General features: G+C 69.8%; 22 protein-coding genes and 1 pseudogene. 10 read left to right on the top strand and 13 right to left on the bottom strand.

Annotated elements, in window-relative coordinates; all coding sequences use genetic code 11:
- The 6 genes and pseudogenes from EV670_RS18755 to trpE form a co-directional block, all read right to left on the bottom strand.
- Positions 1 to 344, bottom strand: a pseudogene (locus EV670_RS18755) (MotA/TolQ/ExbB proton channel family protein); the annotation flags it as partial.
- 260 nt (positions 345 to 604) lie between these two features.
- Entirely contained in the window at positions 605 to 1,342 is a 738-nt protein-coding gene (locus tag EV670_RS09935) for a uracil-DNA glycosylase (protein WP_423213573.1), read from the bottom strand.
- A 1-nt stretch (position 1,343) separates the two neighbouring features.
- Positions 1,344 to 2,147 carry an indole-3-glycerol phosphate synthase TrpC gene (gene trpC / locus EV670_RS09930; protein WP_130431669.1) on the bottom strand — a complete coding sequence of 268 codons (804 nt, stop codon included), beginning with the start codon at positions 2,145 to 2,147 and terminating at the stop codon, positions 1,344 to 1,346.
- 103 nt (positions 2,148 to 2,250) lie between these two features.
- A complete protein-coding gene (trpD, locus tag EV670_RS09925) occupies positions 2,251 to 3,291 on the bottom strand; it encodes an anthranilate phosphoribosyltransferase (RefSeq protein ID WP_130431668.1) in 1,041 nt (346 codons plus the stop codon).
- An 18-nt stretch (positions 3,292 to 3,309) separates the two neighbouring features.
- Entirely contained in the window at positions 3,310 to 3,879 is a 570-nt protein-coding gene (locus EV670_RS09920; RefSeq protein WP_130431667.1) for an anthranilate synthase component II, read from the bottom strand.
- 1 nt (position 3,880) lies between these two features.
- Positions 3,881 to 5,356 (bottom strand): anthranilate synthase component I, encoded by a 1,476-nt coding sequence (gene trpE / locus EV670_RS09915; RefSeq protein ID WP_130431666.1) that lies wholly within the window; start codon positions 5,354 to 5,356, stop codon positions 3,881 to 3,883.
- Positions 5,357 to 5,733: 377 nt separating this feature from the next.
- Between trpE and EV670_RS09910 the strand changes: the two genes are divergently transcribed.
- The gene (locus EV670_RS09910; RefSeq protein WP_130431665.1) at positions 5,734 to 6,363 is read left to right on the top strand and encodes a chalcone isomerase family protein; all 630 of its coding nucleotides are present in this window, start codon (positions 5,734 to 5,736) and stop codon (positions 6,361 to 6,363) included.
- Between the two features lie 111 nt (positions 6,364 to 6,474).
- Here EV670_RS09910 and EV670_RS09905 read toward each other — a convergent pair whose 3' ends face one another.
- Complete coding sequence (locus EV670_RS09905) at positions 6,475 to 7,359, bottom strand: energy transducer TonB (protein WP_242616906.1); 885 nt, start codon at positions 7,357 to 7,359, stop codon at positions 6,475 to 6,477.
- A gap of 90 nt (positions 7,360 to 7,449) precedes the next feature.
- The gene (rpe, locus tag EV670_RS09900; protein WP_130431663.1) at positions 7,450 to 8,124 is read right to left on the bottom strand and encodes a ribulose-phosphate 3-epimerase; all 675 of its coding nucleotides are present in this window, start codon (positions 8,122 to 8,124) and stop codon (positions 7,450 to 7,452) included.
- Between the two features lie 62 nt (positions 8,125 to 8,186).
- Here rpe and apaG point away from each other — a divergent pair, with 62 nt between their 5' ends.
- Both apaG and EV670_RS09890 read left to right on the top strand, forming a co-directional pair.
- On the top strand, positions 8,187 to 8,561 hold the full coding sequence (gene apaG, locus EV670_RS09895; RefSeq protein ID WP_130431662.1) for a Co2+/Mg2+ efflux protein ApaG: 375 nt from the start codon (positions 8,187 to 8,189) through the stop codon (positions 8,559 to 8,561).
- A complete protein-coding gene (locus tag EV670_RS09890; RefSeq protein ID WP_242616898.1) occupies positions 8,561 to 10,636 on the top strand; it encodes a site-specific recombinase in 2,076 nt (691 codons plus the stop codon). The genes apaG and EV670_RS09890 overlap by 1 nt, the downstream gene beginning before the upstream one ends.
- Before the next feature lie 12 nt (positions 10,637 to 10,648).
- Here the strand turns inward: EV670_RS09890 and EV670_RS18935 are convergent, their stop codons facing one another.
- Positions 10,649 to 10,780, bottom strand: coding sequence for a hypothetical protein (locus EV670_RS18935; RefSeq protein ID WP_278044415.1), 132 nt, complete (start codon positions 10,778 to 10,780; stop codon positions 10,649 to 10,651).
- Between EV670_RS18935 and mltA the strand changes: the two genes are divergently transcribed.
- On the top strand, positions 10,779 to 11,981 hold the full coding sequence (mltA, locus tag EV670_RS09885) for a murein transglycosylase A (protein WP_242616897.1): 1,203 nt from the start codon (positions 10,779 to 10,781) through the stop codon (positions 11,979 to 11,981). The two genes, EV670_RS18935 and mltA, sit on opposite strands and share 2 nt — an antisense overlap.
- A gap of 88 nt (positions 11,982 to 12,069) precedes the next feature.
- Here mltA and EV670_RS09880 read toward each other — a convergent pair whose 3' ends face one another.
- Complete coding sequence (locus EV670_RS09880) at positions 12,070 to 12,324, bottom strand: CsbD family protein (RefSeq protein WP_130431660.1); 255 nt, start codon at positions 12,322 to 12,324, stop codon at positions 12,070 to 12,072.
- A 262-nt stretch (positions 12,325 to 12,586) separates the two neighbouring features.
- Here EV670_RS09880 and EV670_RS09875 point away from each other — a divergent pair, with 262 nt between their 5' ends.
- Together EV670_RS09875 and EV670_RS09870 are read left to right on the top strand one after the other, a co-directional pair.
- Positions 12,587 to 13,312: a cytochrome c oxidase assembly protein gene (locus EV670_RS09875; RefSeq protein ID WP_242616896.1), complete on the top strand. Its 726-nt coding sequence runs from the start codon at positions 12,587 to 12,589 to the stop codon at positions 13,310 to 13,312.
- Complete coding sequence (locus tag EV670_RS09870) at positions 13,309 to 13,821, top strand: CopD family protein (protein WP_130431659.1); 513 nt, start codon at positions 13,309 to 13,311, stop codon at positions 13,819 to 13,821. The genes EV670_RS09875 and EV670_RS09870 overlap by 4 nt, the downstream gene beginning before the upstream one ends.
- On the opposite strand, the gene EV670_RS09865 is transcribed toward EV670_RS09870, so the two are convergent.
- The gene (locus EV670_RS09865) at positions 13,785 to 14,294 is read right to left on the bottom strand and encodes a DUF2231 domain-containing protein (RefSeq protein WP_130431658.1); all 510 of its coding nucleotides are present in this window, start codon (positions 14,292 to 14,294) and stop codon (positions 13,785 to 13,787) included. The two genes, EV670_RS09870 and EV670_RS09865, sit on opposite strands and share 37 nt — an antisense overlap.
- Positions 14,295 to 14,351: 57 nt before the next feature.
- Between EV670_RS09865 and coxB the strand changes: the two genes are divergently transcribed.
- The 4 genes from coxB to EV670_RS09845 are packed head-to-tail and all read left to right on the top strand — an operon-like array spanning position 14,352 to position 19,262.
- Positions 14,352 to 15,035, top strand: coding sequence for a cytochrome c oxidase subunit II (coxB, locus tag EV670_RS09860; RefSeq protein ID WP_242616895.1), 684 nt, complete (start codon positions 14,352 to 14,354; stop codon positions 15,033 to 15,035).
- On the top strand, positions 15,032 to 17,569 hold the full coding sequence (gene ctaD / locus EV670_RS09855; protein ID WP_130431656.1) for a cytochrome c oxidase subunit I: 2,538 nt from the start codon (positions 15,032 to 15,034) through the stop codon (positions 17,567 to 17,569). Before coxB ends, ctaD begins: the two co-directional genes overlap by 4 nt.
- Complete coding sequence (locus EV670_RS09850) at positions 17,566 to 17,895, top strand: hypothetical protein (protein WP_130431655.1); 330 nt, start codon at positions 17,566 to 17,568, stop codon at positions 17,893 to 17,895. The genes ctaD and EV670_RS09850 overlap by 4 nt, the downstream gene beginning before the upstream one ends.
- A 41-nt stretch (positions 17,896 to 17,936) precedes the next feature.
- A complete protein-coding gene (locus tag EV670_RS09845) occupies positions 17,937 to 19,262 on the top strand; it encodes a ferredoxin reductase family protein (protein ID WP_130431654.1) in 1,326 nt (441 codons plus the stop codon).
- A 168-nt stretch (positions 19,263 to 19,430) separates the two neighbouring features.
- Here EV670_RS09845 and metW read toward each other — a convergent pair whose 3' ends face one another.
- Together metW and metX are read right to left on the bottom strand one after the other, a co-directional pair.
- Positions 19,431 to 20,015, bottom strand: coding sequence for a methionine biosynthesis protein MetW (gene metW, locus EV670_RS09840; protein ID WP_130431653.1), 585 nt, complete (start codon positions 20,013 to 20,015; stop codon positions 19,431 to 19,433).
- Positions 20,012 to 21,130, bottom strand: coding sequence for a homoserine O-succinyltransferase MetX (gene metX, locus EV670_RS09835; protein WP_130431652.1), 1,119 nt, complete (start codon positions 21,128 to 21,130; stop codon positions 20,012 to 20,014). Before metX ends, metW begins: the two co-directional genes overlap by 4 nt.
- Positions 21,131 to 21,159 lie beyond the last annotated feature (29 nt).

Raw genomic sequence — 21,159 nt, 5'->3', positions numbered from 1 at the left:
AAGCTCTTCTCGGCGAGCTTGGCCTGGCGACCGATCTTGGACTGCTCGATGATCTTGACGATGATGATGTACCAGCTGCCCATCGACATGATCAGTAGCAGCACCAGCACCACCTTGGCCACCGCGTCCGAGCCCTTCCACAGCGCTTCCAGGCCGTAGGGGTTGTCGATCTTGGCATCGGCCTTGGCCACCGGCGCGTTCGCCAGGTTGGGCACCGCTGCCTCCGAGGCCGCCGCCGTTGCGGCTGGCGCCGGAGTCTGGGCCTGGGCCACAGCGGGGAACAGCGCGACACCGGCACTCGCGGCCAGCACGAGCGAAAGGAACATCTGCCGAAGCTTCATCATCGGGAACTCCTGAACGGGAGGGGGATAGCAGGAAACAGGGAGGGTGAGCTACCGGAGCGCACGCACCGGGGAGGCGCGGCATTATCGAGGCATCCGGACGGGGCTCGAGGTCTCAAAGAGCGATACCACTTTAGGTCCAGTACGCAAGGCTCGTCAATGGGGCGAGCCCGTAGCGCCAGCGATTTTCAGGGTTAGCTCGGGCCAACTTTAGAGGTTCGTCACGACTACCGGCGACGCGATCGACGCGGCGACGCGATCGATCACCACGCAATCGGCGCACCGATCGCACCGTGCTCCGCGAGCCAGCGGTTGGCAGCCTCGAAATGACCGCAGCCGATGAAGGGCACCGGCGGCCGCCGCGCCGACAGCGGCGAGGGATGGTTGGCCGCAAACACCGCGTGGCGCCGCTCGTCGACCAGCGCGCGCTTGCGCTGCGCGGGCAGGCCCCAGAGCAGGAAGGCCGCAGGCTCGGCGCGCGCCGAAACCGTCGCGATCAGCGCATCGCTGAGTTGTTCCCAGCCACGCCCGGCGTGGCTCTGCGGCGCGCCGTCCTCGACGGTGAGCGCGCTGTTGAGCAGCAGCACGCCCTGGCGCGCCCAGCCTTCGAGCGAGCCATCGCTCGACGGCGGCTGTCCGGTCTCGACGGCAATCTCGGCGCGGATGTTGCGCAAGCTCGGCGGCAGCTTCATGCCGCCGGGCACCGAGAACGCCAGCCCCTGGGCCTGGCCGGCGCCGTGGTACGGGTCCTGCCCGAGGATCACGACGCGCACCGCGCGCAGCGACGTGAGTTCGAGCGCGCGGAACACCGCGGCCGGGTAGACGGTGGCGCCGGCCTTGATGCGCGCGTCGACGAACTCGATCAGCGCGCGCCCGACGGGAGACTGCCGGAACGGCTCGGTGACCGCGCGCCAGTCGGCCGGCACCCGGTCGAAGCAGGCGTCGAGTGGTTCGCGCAGGCGGTTGTCGAGGCCGTCGTCCGCGAAGAGATCGCGGCCCACCTCAGTGTCGGTCGAACAGCGCCGCCAGCGCCACGCCCGGATCGGGCGCGCGCATGAAGGCCTCGCCGACCAGGAAGGCGTGCACCTCGGCATCGCGCATGCGTCGCACATCGGCGGCGCCGAGGATGCCGCTCTCGGTGACCAGCAGTCGGTCGCGCGGCACCCGCGGCAGCAGGCCGAGCGTGGTGTCCAGCGTGACCTCGAAGGTCTTGAGGTTGCGGTTGTTGATGCCGAGCAGCGGCGTCTTCAAGTGCAGCGCCCGATCGAGTTCGGTGCCGTCGTGCACCTCGACCAGCACCGCCATGCCGTAGTGAAGGGCAGCGGCCTCGAGGTCGCGCATCTGCGCATCGTCGAGGCAGGCCGCAATCAGCAGGATGCAGTCCGCGCCCATCACGCGCGCCTGCGCGACCTGGTACTCGTCGACCATGAAGTCCTTGCGCAGCACCGGCAGCGTGCAGGCGGCGCGCGCCTGCACGAGATAGTCGGCATGGCCCTGGAAGAAGCGCTCGTCGGTCAGCACCGAAAGGCAGGCGGCACCATGCGCGGCGTAGCTGGCGGCGATCGCCGCCGGCTCGAAAGCTTCGCGCAGCACGCCCTTGCTCGGACTGGCCTTCTTGATCTCGGCGATCACCGCAGCCGCACCGGCGCCGATCTTCGCGCGCAGCGCGGCCTCGAAGCCGCGCAACTCGCGCCGTAACTCGGGCGCCTCGGCCTCGGCGCGCAGGCTCGCATGGCTGCGCCGCGCCTTGGCCGCGGCGATCTCCTCGCGCTTGACCGCAACGATCCGGTCGAGGATGTCGCTCATGACAGCACCCCGATCGCCGGGTACGCCGATCGACCCTCCGAGAGGGTCGGGCCTTGCTTGGGGCGGCCCGGCGCGGCGGCCCGCGCAGCAACAAGCGACATGTTCATGCTGTCACCACGCCAAGCTTGCGCGTCACGTCGACGAACTGGCCCAGCTTCGCCAGCGCCTTGCCCGAGGCCACCGTCTCGCGCGCCAGCTTGACGCCGTCGACGATCGAGCCGACCACGTTGGCCGCATAGAGCGCTGCCGCGGCATTGAGCAGCACGATGTCGCGCACCGGCCCCTCCTCGTTGGCCAGCGCGCGCTGGATGCACTGCATCGACTCCTCGCGGTTGGCGGCCTTGAGCGCGCGCGCGTCGTAGACCGGCATGCCGAAGTCGCTCGGGTGCACCGTGTACTCGCTGACCGACCCGTTCTTCAGCTCGCCGATCAGCGTCTCGCCCGACAACGAAACCTCGTCCATGCCGTTCATGCCATAGACCACCAGCACGTGTTCGCTGCCCAGGCGCTGCAGCACGCGCACCTGGATGCCGACGAGGTCGGGGTGGAACACGCCCAGCAACTGGTTCGGCGCGCTGGCCGGGTTGGTCAGCGGGCCGAGGATGTTGAACAGCGTGCGCACGCCGAGCTCGCGTCGCACCGGCGCGGCGTGCTTCATCGCGGTGTGGTGGTTGGGCGCGAACATGAAGCCGATGCCGGTCTGCTCCAGGCTCTGCGCGACCTGCTCGGGCGTCAGCGTGATGACCGCGCCGAGCGCCTCCAGCACGTCGGCGCTGCCGGTGCTCGAGGACACGCTGCGGCCGCCGTGCTTGGCCACCCGCGCGCCGCCGGCGGCAGCAACGAACATCGACGCGGTCGAGATGTTGAAGGTGTGGCTGGCGTCGCCGCCGGTGCCGCAGAGGTCGACCAGGTTGGCCTTGTCCTCGACCCGCACCGGCGTCGCGAACTCGCGCATCACCTGGGCCGCGGCGGCGATCTCGCCGATGGTCTCCTTCTTGACGCGAAAGCCCGCGATCAGCGCGGCGATCATCACCGGCGACATCTCGCCGCGCATGATGCGACGCATCAGTTCGAGCATCTCGTCGTGGAACACCTCGCGGTGCTCGATGACGCGCTGCAGGGCCTCGGAATTGCTGATCGACATGGTGGTTCTCCGTGGCCTCTAGCGGCGGTCGTCGAGGAAGTTCCTGAGCATCGCGTGACCATGCTCGGTGAGGATCGATTCGGGGTGGAACTGCACGCCCTCGATCGGCAGCGTGCGATGGCGCACGCCCATGATCTCGCCGTCCTCGGTGGTGGCGCTGATCTCGAGCTCGGCCGGCAGCGTGCTGCGCTCGATCGCCAGCGAGTGGTAGCGGACCACGCTGAACGTCCGCGGCAGCGCATGGAAGACGCCGCGCTCGTCGGTCGTGATCTCGCTGGCCTTGCCGTGCATCTGGACCTGGGCGCGGACGATGTTGCCGCCGAGCGCGGCGCCGATGCTCTGGTGGCCGAGGCAGACGCCGAGGATCGGCAGCTTGCCGGCGAAGTGGCGGATCGCATTCACGCAGATACCGGCCTCGGCCGGCGAGCAAGGCCCGGGCGAGAGCACCAGGCGTTGCGGCCGCAGCGCCTCGATCTGCTCGAGCGTGATCTCGTCGTTGCGGAACACCTTGACCTCCTCGCCCAGCTCGGCGAAGTACTGCACCAGGTTGAAAGTGAAGGAGTCGTAGTTGTCGATCATGAGGAGCATTTCAGAAGCCCTCCTCGACCAGTTCGGCGGCCCGCAGCACCGCGCGCGCCTTGGCCTCGGTCTCGGCCCATTCGAGCTCGGGCACCGAGTCGGCGACGATGCCGGCCGCGGCCTGCACGTAGAGCGTCTTGTCCTTGACGATGCCGGTGCGGATCGCGATCGCCACATCCATGTCGCCGGCAAAGCTGAGGTAGCCGCAGGCGCCGCCGTAGATGCCGCGCTGCACCGGCTCGAGCTCGTCGATGATCTCCATCGCGCGGATCTTGGGCGCACCGCTCAGCGTGCCGGCCGGGAAGGTCGCGCGCAGCACGTCCATGTTGCTGGTGCCGGGTTTCAGAAGCCCCTCGACGTTGCTGACGATGTGCATCACGTGCGAGTAGCGCTCGACCGCGAAGGCCTCGGTGACCTTGACACTGCCGGTCTGCGCGATGCGGCCGATGTCGTTGCGCGCCAGGTCGATCAGCATCAGATGCTCGGCGCGCTCCTTCGGGTCGGCCAGCAATTCGGCCTCGACCTCGCGGTCGCGCTCGGGTGTGGTGGCGCGCGGCCGGGTACCGGCCAGCGGGCGGATCGTGACCTTCTCGCCGGCCGCCTCGCGCTCGTGGCGGACCAGGATCTCGGGCGAGGCGCCAACGATCTGGAACTCGCCCATGTCGTAGAAGTACATGTAGGGCGACGGGTTCAGCGAGCGCAGCGCGCGATACAGCGCCAGCGGACTCTCGGTGTAGCGCTTCTTCAGACGCTGGCCGAGCACCACCTGCATGCAGTCGCCGGCGGCGATGTACTCCTTGCAGCGGCGCACCGCGGCCTCGTAGTCGGCGCGCGCGAACTCGCGCTCCACCGCATGCGGCGCACCGCGCCTCACGCTCGGCGCGCTGACGCTGTAGCGCAGACCGTCGTTCAGCTCGGCCAGCCGCTTCTTGGCTCGGAAGTAGGCCTCCGGTCGGCCCGGGTCGGCATAGACGATCAGGTAGAGGCGACCGCTGAGGTTGTCGATCACCGCCACTTCCTCGCACTGCATCAGCATCAGGTCGGGCGTGCCGATGCCGTGATCCTTGCGGGTGCGGGCCAGCTTCGGCTCCATGTAGCGCACCGCCTCGTAGCCGAAGTAGCCGGCCAGGCCGCCGCAGAAGCGCGGCAGGCCCGGTGTCAGCGCGACCTTGAAGCGCTTCTGGTAGGCCTCGATGAAGTCGAGCGGGTTGCCTTCGTGACGCTCGACGACGGCGCCGTCGGTGACGACCTCGCTGACACCGTCGGCGGCACGGATGAAGGTGCGCGCCGGCAGGCCGATGAAGCTGTAGCGCCCGAAGCGCTCGCCGCCGACCACCGACTCGAGCAGGAAGCTCAGCGGCTTGCCACCGGCCAGCTTGAGGTAGAGCGAGAGCGGGGTTTCTAGATCGGCGAAGGCCTCGCCGATCAACGGGATGCGGTTGTGCCCGGCCGCGGCCAGGCTCTGGAACTCGAGTTCGGTGATCATGCCGGCGGGCCCTCCGTGGCCCGGTGCGCGCCCGGCTCAACCGTCGGCGCGCTGTTCGCGTGTGCAGGGGAAGCCGGCGGATCGACCCGCCGGCGCAGCATCAGCTGGGCTGGCAACGCCAGGGCCAGGCTCCCCGGTCGTTCGACCCCTTGGTTTGCTTGCGCGGCATGAACATGCATCGAGTCTAGCAAAGCGGATCGGAATCACCGGCGCCCGGCAACGCCGAAGACTGTCACGGGCGGGACAGCCGGGCTGCCACTAGTGCGCGCCGCGGGCGCGCGTGCGGGTCGCAAGGCATGGACAGCGCGCACCGGCCCGCTGACACTCGGCGCACAAGATTTGGCGCCGCGAGCGCCGCAGACGCTGAGGAAGAGACGATGAATCGCAGACTGAGCATCGCGGCGATCGCCGCTGCACTGACCCTGGGTACCGCGCTGGGCGCGCATGCCCAGGCCGCCTTCACCGAGGTGAATGGCGTCAAGTTCGACAACGAGATCACCAGTCGCGGCAGCAAGCTGCTGCTCAACGGCGCCGGCACGCGCTACAAGTTCGTGATCAAGGTCTACGCCGCCGGGCTCTATGTACCGGTCAGGGTCAACACCGTCGAGGGCGTGCTCGACCTGAAGGCACCGCGCTCGCTCAAGGTCGTGATGCTGCGCGACATCGACGCCAACGAACTCGGCAAGCTGCTGACCGATGGCATGCAGAAGAACGCCACCCGCGAGGAGTTCGGCCGCGCGATCCCGGGCACGATCCGCCTGGGCGAGCTGTTTGCCGAGCAGAAGAAGCTCGCCAAGGGCGACAGCTTCATGATCGACTGGGTGCCCGGCACCGGCACGCTGATCACGATCAACGGCAAGGCGGCGGTCGACCCGGTCAAGGAACCCGAGTTCTTCACCGCGCTGATGAAGATCTGGTTCGGCAAGTCGCCGGCCGATGCGGGCCTGAAGGAAGCCATGCTGGGGGGCAAGGCCGTGACGGCAGCAGCCCCGGCGGCCAGCAACTGAGTCGGGCCAACGGCTCAGGACCACGCGCTTGCGGGCGCGTGGTCCTTTCGCAGAGAGTTCAGGCCCATCGCCGCGTCCACGCCGGCGCAGGCCGGCTCGGGGCCGCGGGACTCAGTTGTCGACGTTGAAGCCGACTTCCACCTGCACCTGGCGCGGCTTCTGGATCGGCTGGAACTTCCACTGGCCGACCGCCGACAGCGCCGCTGAATTGAGACCGCGGTGGCTGCTGCTGACGATCTCCTGCTTGCCGACGCTGCCGTTGGGCTGGATCTCGAACTTCACCCGCACGGTGCCCTTGCGCAGCTCCTGAATCAGCGCGGGCTTGAAGCTCGGACGCGTCTGGGACGTCACCACCAGCGGGCTGTCGTCCTCATCGTCGTCCTCCTCCTCGGCAGGTGCCGACGCGGCAGCCGGTGGCGCAGCCAGCACCGCAGCCGCCGAGCCTGGCAGCACGGTGGCAGCCGCTGGTGCGGCAGCGACCTGCACGGCCGCGGGCGCCGGCGCAGAGCTCTCTACGCGCGCTACCTCGGCAGGCCGCCCGGGATCGGCGAGGCGCGCCGCCAGCGCCGCCGACGCCGCCGGCGAGAGCGAGGATGCGGCAACGGCGCTCGGCGCCTTGGGCGCGGCAGGCGCGTTGGCGGCGGGAGTGCCGCCATCGACCGCGCGCTTCTTGCGCGGCGCATCCGAGTTGATGATGATCATGCGGAACACCTTGTCGGCATCCCGCTGGGCGCGTTCCATCTCGTCCGACGTCTTGGCCGGCGCGCTCTGCGCCATGGCGGCCGATCCGCTCATTGCGGCCACGGCCGCCAGCACCAACGCGCTCAGGATGTTCGATTTCTTCCCCGGCGCTTCAAGGCAGCGTTGCATGTTCCCTCCGACCCTGTGCTTCAAATAGTTACGCGATGCTTCGCTGCGCGGATTCTCACCACGCGCAAGTTGCGAGCGAAGGTAAAACTTCACGTTTGCGCAGACACAACGAAGCCGCGTGCCCATCAGCACGATTTGTGCCGGATCACCAGTGCCGCCGCGGCGCGGCGCGCTGACGGCGCCGGCCGCGCACGGCCGGCGGCGCGTTTCAGTTCGTCACTTCAGGCGCTCGCGCATCGCGCCGATCACCGCCCTGTAGTCGGGCTGGCCGAAGATCGCGCTGCCGGCGACGAAGGTGTCGGCGCCGGCATCGGCCACGCTGCGGATGTTGTCGACCTTGATGCCCCCGTCGACCTCGAGCCGGATGTCGCGCCCGCTCTTCTCGATCAGGCGTCGCACCTGCTCGGTCTTCTTCAGCGCACCCGGGATGAAGCTCTGGCCGCCGAAGCCCGGGTTCACGCTCATGATCAGCACCAGGTCGAGCTGGTCGATCGTCCACTCCAGCACGTCGAGTGGCTGGGCCGGGTTGAACACCAGCCCGGCTTGGCAGCCGGCGCCGCGGATCAGTTGCAGCGTACGGTCGACATGCGCGCTGGCGTCGGGGTGAAAGCTGATCAGGTCGGCCCCGGCCTTGGCGAAGGCCAGCGCCAGCGCATCGACCGGCTGCACCATCAGGTGCACGTCGATCGGCACCCGCGCGCCGTCCTTGGTGACGGCATGCTTGCGCAGCGCCTCGCAGACCATCGGCCCGAAGGTGAGGTTGGGCACGTAATGGTTGTCCATCACGTCGAAGTGGATCCAGTCGGCGCCGGCGTCGATGACGTTGCGCACTTCCTCGCCGAGGCGCGCGAAGTCGGCGGACAGCAGGCTGGGGGCGATGCGAAAGCTCATCTCGGACTCCGGACGGTGGAACGCAGGCATTCTAGAGAGACGGCCTCTCTAGAATGATCCGCATGAGCCGACACCAGTTCGAATGCAGCGTCCAGGTCCGCGACCTGCCCGAGCAGACCGACCCCGAGCAGGGCGTCTGGGCCTGGGCCTACACGATCCGCGTCGTCAACCGCGGCGAGATCGCGGCCCAACTGATCGCGCGCCGCTGGCTGATCGAGGACGAGAGCGGCCACCGCGAGGAGGTGCGCGGCCTCGGCGTGGTCGGCCAGCAGCCGCTGCTGCAGCCCGGCGAGCAGCATGAGTACACGAGCTGGGTCCAGCTGCGCGCGCCACGCGGCACGATGCAGGGCAGCTTCCACTGCATGAGCGCCGACGCCGAGGCCTTCGACGCCCAGATCCCGCCGTTCATGCTCGGCGAAGCGCCGACGCTGCACTAGTGCTTCGCATTTCACTGCCCGGCCACGCCGCCGCGGTCCGTCGCCGCTGGGACCTGACCGCGCTGCTCAACGCCGCCGATCCGCGCTCGCCGCTACCCGAGCGCCACCTGTGGCTGGTGCGGCTGCTCGAATGGCTGCGGCGCTCGCCGCCGCCGCGCCCCAACGAGCAGGACGGCGACGACGGCAGCAGCAACACCGCTCGAACGCCGCAACCGCTTGTGCGCCTGAAGCACTTGCTCAACGTGCTCGACAAGCACCCCGAGCACCGCGAGCGTGTACAGGGCTTGCTGGCCGCGTTCTGGCGCGACATCGACGGCGCGGTGCTGCTGGCCGACTTCGGCTTCGCGCCGCGCCAGGGCGTGCTGGCCGAGGTCGGCGAGCGGCTGCGGCTGCGGCTGCTGCCCGGCAGCACCGACACCACCGACCTGTCGGTGCTGTTCGGTCTGCTGTTCAGCCAGAGCACGGATGCCGAATGGCTCGAGGCCATCGACGACGAGACGCTGGCGCGCGCCGTCGCGCTGTTTCCGCCGGCACCGCTGAACGCCGAGGCCGGCACGAGCCGCGAGCGCACCGTGGCGGCCGATGCGATCGTCTATCTCTCCCTGCAGGTGGCGGCGGCCGGCTACCTGGGCGCGCTGCGCCAGCGCATGAGCGCCGAGGCGCTGCGCGACCAGCCCTTCGAGCAGATCGTGCCCTGTGCCCACCGACTGCGCGAGGCGGCGCGTGCCGGTGACCACCGGGCCATGCTGCGCGAGGCGCAGATGCTGCGCGCGGTCGCGCAGGCCTGCAGCGATGCCGCGCGCAGCGTGCGCGACCATCTCGAGGAACATGGCATCTCGGTCAACCTGCTGTTCCAGGTCGACCAGTTGCGCGGCCGCGCGCGGCGCATCGACTCGCTGCTGGCCTGCGCACTGGCGCCGCCCGACAGCCCGCAGCAGCGGCGCGAGGTGGTGCACCTGCTGGCCGACCTGGTGCAGGTGGCCGACGAGCGGCGCAGCACACGCGCGGTGTTCGCGCGCCAGTACTCGATGCTGGCGCGCAAGGTCGCCGAGCGCAGCGCCGAGACCGGCGAGCACTACATCACGCGCGACCGCGCCGAGTGGATGCAGATGCTGAAGCGCGCGCTCGGCGGCGGCGCGGTGGTGGCTGGCACCACGCTGCTCAAGTTCGCGATCCTGGCCACCGGCCTCACCGCGTTCTGGGGCGGCTTCTGGGCCGGCATCAACTACGCCACCAGCTTCGTCGTGATCCACCTCGCGCACTGGACGCTGGCCACCAAGCAGCCGGCGATGACGGCGCCGGCGCTCGCCGCCAAGCTCGAGAACACCGCCGACGACGAGGCGCTCGAGGGCTTCGTCGACGAGGTCGCTCACCTGATCCGCTCGCAGGTGGCCGGCATCTTCGGCAACCTGGCGATGGTGGTGCCGGTGGTGCTGGCGGTGCAGGCCGTCGCGCAGGCGCTGATCGGCAGCACGCTCGTGAGCCACCACGACGCCGAGCATGTGCTGGAGAGCCTGACGCTGCTCGGGCCGACGCTGCTGTTCGCCGCCTTCACCGGCGTGTTGCTGTTCGCCTCGAGCCTGATCGGCGGCTGGGCCGAGAACTGGTTCGTGCTGCACCGCCTCGACAGCGCGATCCGCTGGAACCCACGCCTGCTGGCCCGGCTCGGCGCGCCGCGCGCGCAGCGCTGGTCGCGCTGGTGGCGCGCCAACATCTCGGGCCTGGCCGCCAACATCTCACTCGGCATGATGCTCGGCATCGTGCCGGTGGTGTGCGCCTTCTTCGGCCTGCCGATCGAGGTGCGCCACGTGACGCTGTCGACCGGCCAGATCGCCGCGGCGCTCGGCACGCTCGGCACCGAGGCCTTGCACGACCGGGCGTTCTGGTGGTGCGTGGCGGCGATCCCGCTGACCGGCGCGCTCAACCTCGGCGTGAGCTTCCTGCTCGCGTTCAAGGTGGCGCTGCGCTCGCGCGGCATCCGCCTGGCCGATCGATCGCGCATCTATGCCGCGGTCCGCCACCGGTTGCGGACCCGCTTCGCGAGCTTCCTGTGGCCACCGCGCGAGGCCACATGAGGAACAGCCGGCTCAGTCCTCGGGTCGAGGATCGTCGCCCGCGTCCGGCCGCTCGCCGCGCTTGCGGCCCGAGAACATGGTCCACCAGACGATGAAGATGAGCAGCGCCAGTGCGCCAAGAGCTTCGAGCAACAGCAGGGTCATGCGGCGGATCGTAGCGGCGCTCGGCGCATCGCTGCTGGCCGCCTGCAGCACGCCGCCGCCGCCCGAGCGCGGCCCGGCACCGGCGCCCGCCGCCAGCCCGCCAGCGATGGCGCCGGCAGCGCCGGGCGCGCTGTTGCAGCGCGAGGCTGCGGTCTGGCGCGCCGCCCGCTGGGACGAGTTGCCGGGCTGGGAGGCCGACGCGCTGCAGCATGCCTGGCCGGCACTGCTGGCCGGCTGCGCCCGTCCGGCGCCCGGCTGGGAGCCGAGCTGCGCGAGCGCCCGCGCGCTCGACAGCCCGGACGCGAATCGCGTGCGGGCCTGGTTGCAACAGCGGCTGCAGCCGTGGCGGGTCGAGGCCGCGGCCGGGCGCAGCGATGTGCGGGCCGAGGGGCTGCTGACCGGTTACTTCGAACCGCAGGTGCAGGCCTCGCGCAAGCGCAGCGCGGCCTACGCCGTGCCGCTGCACACGCCGCCGGCCGATCTCGCCACGCGCAAGCCCTGGTACAGCCGCAGCGAGATCGAACGCCTGCCGGCCGCCCAGGCCGCGCTGCGCGGCCGCGAGATCGCCTGGCTGGCCGACCCGCTCGAGTTGCTGATGCTGCAGGTGCAGGGCTCGGGCCGCCTGCGCATCACCGAGGCCGACGGCAGCGTCAAGACCGTGCGCGTGGCCTACGCCGGCAGCAACGATCAGCCCTACCGCTCGGTGGCGCGCTGGCTGGTCGAGCGCGGCGCGTTCACGCTCGAGCAGGCCTCGTGGCCGGCGATCCGCACCTGGGCACGCGCCAACCCGGCCCAGGTACCCGAGCTGCTGGCCTCGAACCCGCGCTACGTGTTCTTCCGCGAGGAGCCCTTGCCCGACCCGACGATCGGCCCGAACGGGGCCCAGGGCGTGGCGCTGACGCCAGGCCGCTCGATCGCGGTCGACAGGCGCGCGGTGCCCTACGGCACGCCGGTGTGGATCGACAGCACCGAGCCGCAGCCCTGGTCGCCGACCCCGCCACCGCCGCGCCCCTTGCAGCGTCTGGTGATGGCGCAGGACACCGGCAGCGCGATCACCGGCGCGCCGCGTGCCGACTACTTCTGGGGCTGGGGCGAGGGCGCCGAGGACTTTGCAGGCCGCATGAAGCAGCCGTTGCGCATGTGGGTGCTGTGGCCCTTGGCGCACACCCCGGGCGACGCGAAGCCGATTTCGACGCGCTGAGCCAGTTCGGTTCCCGCGTGCTTCGCGCAAGCGAGCGCGGCGCCCCGTGCATGGCACGGGGCGCCGCAGTTCGAAGCCAACAGCAGGCTCAGCCGAAACGGCGGATGTCTTCCGAGCGGACGATCTCCGGCTGGTCCTTGCCGTTCGCCAGCGGCGTGAAGAAGGCGTCGACCTGCTTCTCGGCAACATCCTTGGCAACGCCGTAGCGTTGCTGGATCTTGCCGACGATCTGTTCGCGCTTGCCCGCGATGACGTCGAGGTCGTCGTTGGTGAGCTTGCCCCATTGCTCCTGCACCTTGCCGGTGAGTTGCTTCCAGTTGCCTTCGATGCGGTCCCAGTTCATGGCATTTCCTTCGTCGATGGTTGAGAAGAATCGATTCGTCGAACCGATGGACCAAGCGTAGGCAGGGGCCAGTGTTGGCGCTGTAGGCCGGGGTTGATTCAGCTGTAGGTCGAGGCCTACAGGAGCTGGCCGCCGCGGCGAGCCCGGCGCGTTGCTGGTGTTGCTACGCTTGACGATGGGTGGCGCGCGTGGGACCGTCGCGCAGCCAAGGGCGGCCGCAGCGTCGCTGCCGAGTCGCTGACCGGGAAAGGGACATCGCGCCATGAAGGACGCCTGGATCGCCTACTGCGGCCCCGCCGCGGTCCCGGACGAGTTCTGGACGCGCTGGAACGCCGATCCGCTGCTGATCGCAGCACTCGCCTTGCTGGCCTTCGCGGTCGCTCGCGGCCGCGCCTCGAACGCCCGAGCCGGCTGGGGCGCGATCGCGCTGATGCTCGTGGTCTTCGTCTCGCCGCTGTGCGCGCTGTCATCGGCGCTCTTCTCGGCGCGCGTGCTGCACCACGTCATCCTCGTCAGCGCGGTGGCGCCGCTTCTGGCGCTCGCCTTTCCGCAGCGGCGCGCAGGCGCCATCCCGCTCGCGATGCTGGTCGCGGTCCATGCGGCCACTCTGTGGCTGTGGCACGCACCAGGTCCCTACGCATGGGGGCTCGCCAGCGTTCCCGCCTACTGGCTGATGCAGCTCTCGCTGCTGGGCAGCGCCTGGCTGATGTGGCAGGCGATCCTGTCGCCGGCGACGCAATCGGGGCCGGCGCTGGTCGCGCTGGCCGTGACCATCGGGCAGATGGGCCTGCTCGGCGCCCTGATCGTCTTTGCGTCGGTGCCGCTCTACCCGGTGCACTTCGCGAGCAGCCTGGCCTGGGGCTTCACGCCGCTCGCCGACCAGCAACTCGCCGGGCTGCTGATGTGGGTGCCGGCGATGCTGCCCTATCTCGCGACCGGACTCTGGCTCGCCTGGGCCAGCCTGCGGCCCGTCGAGGTCGCACCGTGACGACCTTCCTCAAGTTCGTCCACCTGGCGACGATCGCGGTCTGGTCGGGCGGCCTGCTCGCCTTGCCCTTCCTGTTCTGGCAACGGCGTGCGCTCGAGGCCGGGCCCGATCTCGACCGGCTGCACCGCATCGTCCGCCTGGTCTACGTGGAGCTCACGTCGCCGGCCGCCTTCGTCGCGATCGGCAGCGGCACCGCGCTGATCTTCGTGCAGGCCACCTTCGAGGAATGGTTCTCCATCAAGATGGTGCTGGTCGGCATCATGGTGATGCTGCACGTGGTCGCCGGCCTCGTGGTGCACCAGCTGTTCTCGCCCGCGGGGCGCTTCAGCCGCCTGTCGTTCGTGGCGCTGTCGGGCACCTATGCGGTGCTGATCGTCGCCATCGTCTGGGTCGTGCTGGCCAAGCCCCAGATCGACTCGAACCAGTTCGCGGTGCAGCTGTTCGAGCCCGGCGGGCTCTCACGCCTGTGGCATCAGTTCTTCGGCGACACCAGGATGCCCAGGCCATGATCGAACACCAGCTTGCCCCCGTGCCAGCCGGCGAAGCCGACCATGACCGAGGCGAGCACGGACAGCACCAGGCCGTGCGGCAGCACCGAGGCCGGATCGCCCAGCCGCAGGCCCCAGCTGGCGCCGGCGATCGCGACCAGGGTCATCGCGGCGATGGCATGCGACCAGCTCGCCTCGTGCAGGCGGATGCCGCGCACCAGCAGCAGCTCGGCGGTGCCGACGATGCTGGCGGCCACGCCGCTCCAGAACGCGACGCCGGCCGACCAGAGGCCGGCACGCAGCCAGAAGGCGTCGCCCGACCACCAGTAGAAGACATCGACACCAAGCGTCGCGACCACGAACGCGACCGGGAAGTGAACCAGCATCACGTGGATCGGATGGCCGACCAGCGCGACCGCCGAGCCGACGTCGAGCCGCTGCAGCTCGAGCAGGACCTGGCTGTGAGGCCGGGTGCCGTCGCCCTTGTTTGCCATGGTGATCGTCCTTTGCTTCGGATGCAGCAAGCCGGCGGCCATCGTAGCGTCTTGCTGGTGGCGTCCCAAGTGGCGGCGCTCGTGGCGCTGCCGGGCTGCAGCGGGCCGCTGTCCACGCTCGATCCCTCGGGACCGGCCGCCGCCTCGATCGCCACGATGTGGTGGGTCATGCTGATCGGCGCCGGCGTCCTGTTCCTGCTCGTGATGGGGCTCTTCATCCAGGTCGTGCGGCGGCCGGGCTGGGGCTCGAGCGTTTCACCGACGCGCTGGATCGTGCTGGGCGGCCTGGTGCTGCCGGCGGTGGTGCTGCTGCCGCTGCTGGCCTATGGCCTGGTCGTCGGCGAGCGGCTGCTGCCGCTGCCGGGCTCGGCGCCGCCGCAACGCATCGAAGCCGTGGCGGCGCAGTGGAACTGGACCTTCCGCTATCCCGAGCAAGGCGGCGTCGAGACCAGGAACGTGCTGCTCCTGCCCGCGGGCACGCCGGTCGACATGGTCGTGGTCAGCAAGGACGTGATCCATGCCTTCTGGGTGCCGCGCTTCGCGGGCAAGGTCGACGCGGTGCCCGGAAGGATCAACCGGCTGCGCATCCAGGCCGACCGGCCCGGCCGCTACGAGGGCATCTGCGACGAGTTCTGCGGCCTGGGCCATGCACGCATGCGCTTTGCCGTGATCGTGCATCGACCGGAGGACTTTGACGCCGCGCTGGCGCAGGCAAGCGCCGCGGCAAAGGGGCAGCAATGAGCGGCGCCGTCGCCCCCCAGCCGCAGGAAGCCCGCGCGCTGCGGCTGCACCGCCAACTGACCAGGATCTGGGCCACCGGGCCGGGATGGCAGCGCCTTGCCGCCGTCAATCACTCGGTCATCGGCGTGCGGATGATGGTCACCGCGTTCACGTTCTTCGTCATCGCCGGCGTGCTCGGCATGCTGACGCGCGTGCAACTGGCCACGCCCAACTCGGGCTTTCTCGACGCGGAGACCTACAACCAGGTCTTCACCATGCACGGGTCGATGATGCTGTTCCTGTTCGCCATTCCGATGGTGGAGAGCATCGCCGTCTACCTGACGCCGAAGATCCTCGGTACGCGCGACTTCGCCTTTCCGCGCCTGACCGCCTACGGCTACTGGTGCTACCTGTTCGGGGGCACGATCGTCACCGCGTCGCTGATCGGCGGCGTGGCGCCCAACTCCGGCTGGTTCATGTACACGCCGCTGAGCTCGAGCGTCTACACCCCCGGCATCAACTCCGACGTCTGGCTGCTCGGCATCACCTTCGTCGAGATCTCGGCGCTGTCGCTCGCGATGGAGATCGTGGTCTCGATCCTCAAGATGCGCGCGCCCGGCATGTCGCTCGACAGGATGCCGATCTTCGGCTGGTACATCCTGGTGACCGCGATGATGATGATCGTCGCCTTTCCGCCGCTGATCCTGGGCTCGATCCTGCTCGAGGTCGAGCGCGCCTTCGACCTGCCGTTCTTCGATCCGACCCGCGGCGGCGACTCGCTGCTGTGGCAGCACCTGTTCTGGCTGTTCGGCCATCCGGACGTCTACATCATCTTCCTGCCGATGGCGGCGGTGCTGTCGACCATCATCCCGGTCTTCGCCAACCGGGCGCTGCTCGGCTACCGGGCGATCGTCGTCGCGATCATCGCGCTGGCCTTCCTGAGCTTCGGCATCTGGGTGCACCACATGTTCACCGTGGGCATCCCGCATCTGGCGCTCGCGTTCTTCTCGGCCGGCTCGGCGATCGTCGCCGTGCCGACGGCGGTGCAGATCTTTGCCTGGCTCGCGACGCTGTCGCACGGCAGGCCGCGCTGGGACGTGCCGATGCTCTACGTCTTCGGCTTCTTCTTCGTGTTCGCGATGGGCGGCCTGACCGGCGTGATGCTCGCGATGGTGCCCTTCGACTGGCAGGCGCACGACACCTACTTCGTCGTCGCCCACATGCACTACGTCGTGGCCGGGGCGCTCGCCTTCCCGATGATCGCCGGGCTCTACTACTGGCTGCCGCTGCTGACCGGGCGCACCGCGGTGCATCGCCTGTCGGTGCCCGCGTTCTGGCTGATCTTCGTCGGCTTCAACCTGACCTTCTTCATGATGCACCTGGCCGGCCTGCTGGGCATGCCGCGACGCATCTACACCTACCGCGGCGACGAGGGCTGGAACTGGCTCAACCTGCTGTCCTCGGTGGGCGGCTTCGTGATGACGATCGGCTTCGGCCTGCTGGTGATCGACCTGGTGGTGCAGCTCCGCCATGGCCGCCGCGCGCGGCGCGATCCCTGGCGCGCCACGACCTTCGAGTGGGCGATGCCGATTCCGCCGGCGCCCTATGCCTTTGCCTCGATCCCGCACGTGGGGCCGCGGACCGAGGGCGTGGCACCGGGCGAACTCGCCGTGTCGCTGGCGCGCGGCGAGGGCTACCTGGGCTTCACGCGCAACGGCTGGCAGGAGGCGCTCGGCGTGCACACCAGCTCCGGCCAACCCGAGCAGCTGATCGTGCTGCCCAACCCGACCTACCTGCCGCTGGTCACCGCCCTCGCCACCGCGGCCGCCGTGCTGGCGCTGCTGTTCAAGTTCTACCTGTTGTCGCTCGCGGCGGCGCTGGCCACGCTCGGCCTGTTCGTGCTCGCGGCACAGCGTGCCGGCCTGCGGCGCGACTATGGCCCGCTGCCTGTCGGGCTCGGCGTCGAGGTGCCGCCGCACACCGAGGTGAGCAGCGCACCGGCATGGCTGTCGCTGATCTGCGCGCTGGTGGCCAACGGCACGCTGTTCACCGCGCTGGTGTTCGGCACCTTCTACCTCTGGCTCGCCGGCGCCAACTGGCAGGCGATGCCGCCGCCCGAGCCGAGCCGGCTGCTGGCCTTGGCCGCCATCGCCGGCCTGGCGGTCGCTGCGGTGGCGGCCCGCGCCTCGCTCAAGGCGGTCGTCGTCGGGCGCAGTGCATCGGGGTCGATCGGCCTGACGGCGCTCGCACTGCTCGCCGCCGTGGCCGCGGTCGTGGGGCTGATCGCCGGCGTCACGCCGCATCCGCGCGAACATGCGCTGGGCGCGACCGCCGCGGCGCTGCTTTTCTACGTGGCGCTGCATGCCGGCATCGGCCTGCTGTTCCTGCTCAGCAACGTGCTGCGCATCGGCGCCGGCTTCGTCTCGCAGCGGCGGTCCACGGACCTGCGCCTGACGCGTCTCTGGATCGACTACACGCTGGCGACGGCCTTCATCGCGCTCGGACTGGTGCTCGCGCTGCCGGCCATGGTGGGCATGCTCGGGGGACGGCCGTGAGTTCGACGCCGATTCCGCCCCGGCGCCTCTGGTGGCTGGCGGCCGGCTTCGTCGTCTGGTGCATCGCCCTCGTGGTGCTGTGCGCGCTGCACGCCGTCGGCTGCGCCTTTGGCTGGCCGGCCGCCACGCTGCGCTGGAGCCTGGTGCTCGTGTTCGCCGCGCACCTGGTGGTGATCGGATGGATGTGGCGCAGCGCCGCCCGCGACGCGCGCTCCGGCCCGCGCGGAAGCTTCCTGCGCGAGACCGTCGTCTGGACCGCCATCGCCGCCTTCGCGAGCACCGTTCTCGCCCTCGGCCCGCCGCTGCTGCTCACGGCATGCGTCTGATCGGCAACGTCCGCGGCGGCCGGCGGCAGTGAGATGAGTCCATGAGCCATCGTGCGCTCGTGACCAAGGCCGTCTGGTCGGCCGTCTATCTGCTGTTCATCCTCGCGCCGCTGCTCGCGCTGCTGGCCGGCACGCTGCCGCCGAGCCGCGATGTGTGGACGGAGTTCTCGGTCGCACTGGGCTACTCCGGGCTGGCGATGATGGGCCTGCAGTTCGGCCTGACCGCACGCTTCCGGTACGTCACCGACCCGTGGGGCGAGGACGTCATCTATCACTTCCACCGCCGGGTCTCGCTGATCGCGGTCGGCCTGGTGGTGGCGCATCCGCTGATCCTGCTCGCCGCGGGCTCGGAGAAGCTGGCGCCGCCGGATGCCCTGCGCGACGTGCCGCTCGGCGCGGTCTTCGCCGTGCTGTCGCTCGGCTCGCTCATCCTGCTGGTGGCGATGGCGCTGTGGCGCACGCACCTGAAGATCAGCTACGAGACCTGGCACGCCACCCACATCGTGCTAGCGGTGGTGGCCGTCGCCGGGGGCGTGCTTCACATGGTCGGCTGGGGCTTCTACCTCGCCGACCCCTTGAAGCGGGCGCTGTGGATCGGCCTGGCGGTCTTCTGGATCGGGCTGCTGCTCTACGTGCGCATCGTCAAGCCGCTGTTCATGCTGCGCCGTCCGTACCGCGTGTCGGCGCTGCGCGCGGAGCGCGGCGACAGCCTGACACTGGTGATGCGACCGGATGGCCACGCCGGCTTCCGCTTCAGGCCCGACCAGTTCGGCTGGCTGACGCTGTGGGGGAGCCCGTTCAGGATCACCGGCCATCCGTTCTCGTTCTCCTCGAGCGCGGAGGCGCCGGATGGCCACGTCGAGATGACGATCCGCAGTCTCGGCGACTTCACGAGCGCGATCGGCCAGGTGCCTGTCGGCCGGCGCGTCTATCTCGACGGGCCCTACGGCGCCTTCACCATCGGCAACCCGACGGACATGCACGTGCTGATCGCCGGAGGCATCGGCATCACGCCGATGATGAGCATGATCCGCACCCTGGCCGATCGCGGCGACAGGCGCCCCGTGGTCCTGCTCTACGGCAGCAAGGACTGGGAGTCGGTGACCTTCCGCGAGGAACTGGAGGCGCTGCAGGCGCGGCTGGACCTGAGGGTGGTGCACGTGCTCACGCAGCCACCGCCGGGCTGGACCGGCGAGCAGGGCCGTATCACCGCCGACGTGTTCAAGCGCCACCTGCCGCCGCGCTATGCCGACCACGAGTACTTCATCTGCGGGCCGGATGTGATGATGGACGCGATCGAGGCGGCGCTGGGCGAGATGCAGGTGCCGCTGTCCCGGTACCACTCCGAGCGCTACAGCTTTGTCTAGGAGATCCTGATGCGCCGCCTGTTCGCCAACCGCCTGGCCCTTGCCACGGGCATCGTCGTGGTGCTGGCGTCGATCCTGTTCGCGCTCTGGCGCGTTGGCGGGTCGGCGAGCTGAGGGCGACCGCCGGTTCCGGCGGCACTGCGCACGACGCCGATCGCGCGCCAGCCCTCAGCCGCGCTCGAACTTGAACAGCGCCGTCGGCGCCAGCAGGTTCGGCAGGCGCCGCACCGCGCGGCCGTTGCGCAGCCCGAAGCTCTCGATCACGCGCAGGCCGTTGCGGCGCGCCAGCACCTCGAAGTCGGCATGAGTGCCGACGCGGATGTTCGGCGTGTCGTACCACTCGTAGGGCAGCGTCTTGGTCACCGGCATGCGCCCGGCCAGCACCTGCAGCCGGTTCGGCCAGTGCGCGAAGTTCGGGAAGGTGAGGATGCCGACATGCCCCACGCGCGCCGTCTCGCGCAGCATGGCCTCGGTGTTGCGCAGGTGTTGGAGGGTGTCGAGTTGCAGCACCACGTCGAAGCTGTTGTCCTCGAAGATCGACAGCCCCTCCTCGAGGTTGCGCTGGATCACGTTGACGCCACGCTGCACGCACTCGAGCACCTTGGCGTCGTCGAGCTCGATGCCGTAGCCGCTGCAGCCGCGGCTGTCGCGCAGCAGCGCCAGCAGCGCACCGTTGCCGCAGCCGAGGTCGAGCACGCGCGAGCCATGCGGCACGAGGCTCGCGATCAGTTCGAGGTCGACCCGCTCACTCATCGCGCCCCCACCTGCTCGAAGTAGCTGCGCAGCAGCGCGTGATAGCGCGGATCGTCGAGCAGGAAGGCGTCGTGCCCGTGCGGCGCGTCGATCTCGGCGTAGCTGACGGGCGCGCGGTTGTCGATCAGCGCCTTGACGATCTCGCGCGAGCGCATTGGCGAAAAGCGCCAGTCGGTCGTGAAGCTCACGACCAGGAACTTCGCCGTCGCCGGCGCCAGTGCCGCCGCCAGGTCGCCGCCCTGCGCGCGCGCCGGGTCGAAGTAGTCGAGCGCGCGCGTGATCAGCAGGTAGGTGTTGGCGTCGAAGTACTCGCTGAACTTCTCGCCCTGGTGGCGCAGGTAGCTCTCGATCTGGAACTCGATGTCCTGGGTGCTGTAGGCCAGGCCGCCGTTGCGCAGCTCGCGGCCGAACTTGGCCTCCATCGAGTCGTCGCTGAGGTAGGTGATGTGGCCGATCATCCGTGCCACGCGCAGGCCGCGCTTGGGCACCACGCCATGAGCGTAGAAGTGGCCGCCGTGGAACTCGGGGTCGGTGACGATCGCGCGCCGCGCGACCTCGTTGAAGGCGATGTTCTGCGCCGAGAGATTGGGCGCCGAGGCGATCACCAGCGCATGCGCCACGCGGGCCGGGTGGCGGATGGTCCACGACAGCGCCTGCATGCCGCCGAGACTGCCGCCGATCACCGCGGCCAGCCGCTCGATGCCGAGCGCGTCGAGCAGCCGCGCCTGGGCGTCGACCCAGTCCTCGACGGTGACGACCGGGAAGTCGGCGCCCCAGGGCTGGCCGGTCGCCGGATTCACATGCATCGGCCCGGTCGAGCCGAAGCAGGAGCCGAGGTTGTTGACGCCGATGACGAAGAAGCGGTTGGTGTCGAGCGGCTTGCCGGGGCCGATCAGGTTGTCCCACCAGCCCTCGGCGCCGTCGGCATGGGTGCCCGCCACATGGTGGCTGGCGTTGAGCGCGTGGCAGACCAGCACCGCGTTGCTGCGCTCGGCGTTGAGCGTGCCGTAGGTCTCGAACACAAGGTCGTAGTCGGCCAGCCGCGCGCCGCTCTGCAGCGGCAGCGGCGGCGCGAAGTGCATGGACTGCGGTGTGACGATCCCGACCGATCTCATGAATGCCAGAGCTCAGGAAGCAGAAAACC

The sequence above is a fragment of the Rivibacter subsaxonicus genome (assembly GCF_004217215.1).
GTDB lineage: Bacteria > Pseudomonadota > Gammaproteobacteria > Burkholderiales > Burkholderiaceae_C > Rivibacter > Rivibacter subsaxonicus.
This window is presented reverse-complemented; position numbering and strand designations above follow the sequence as displayed.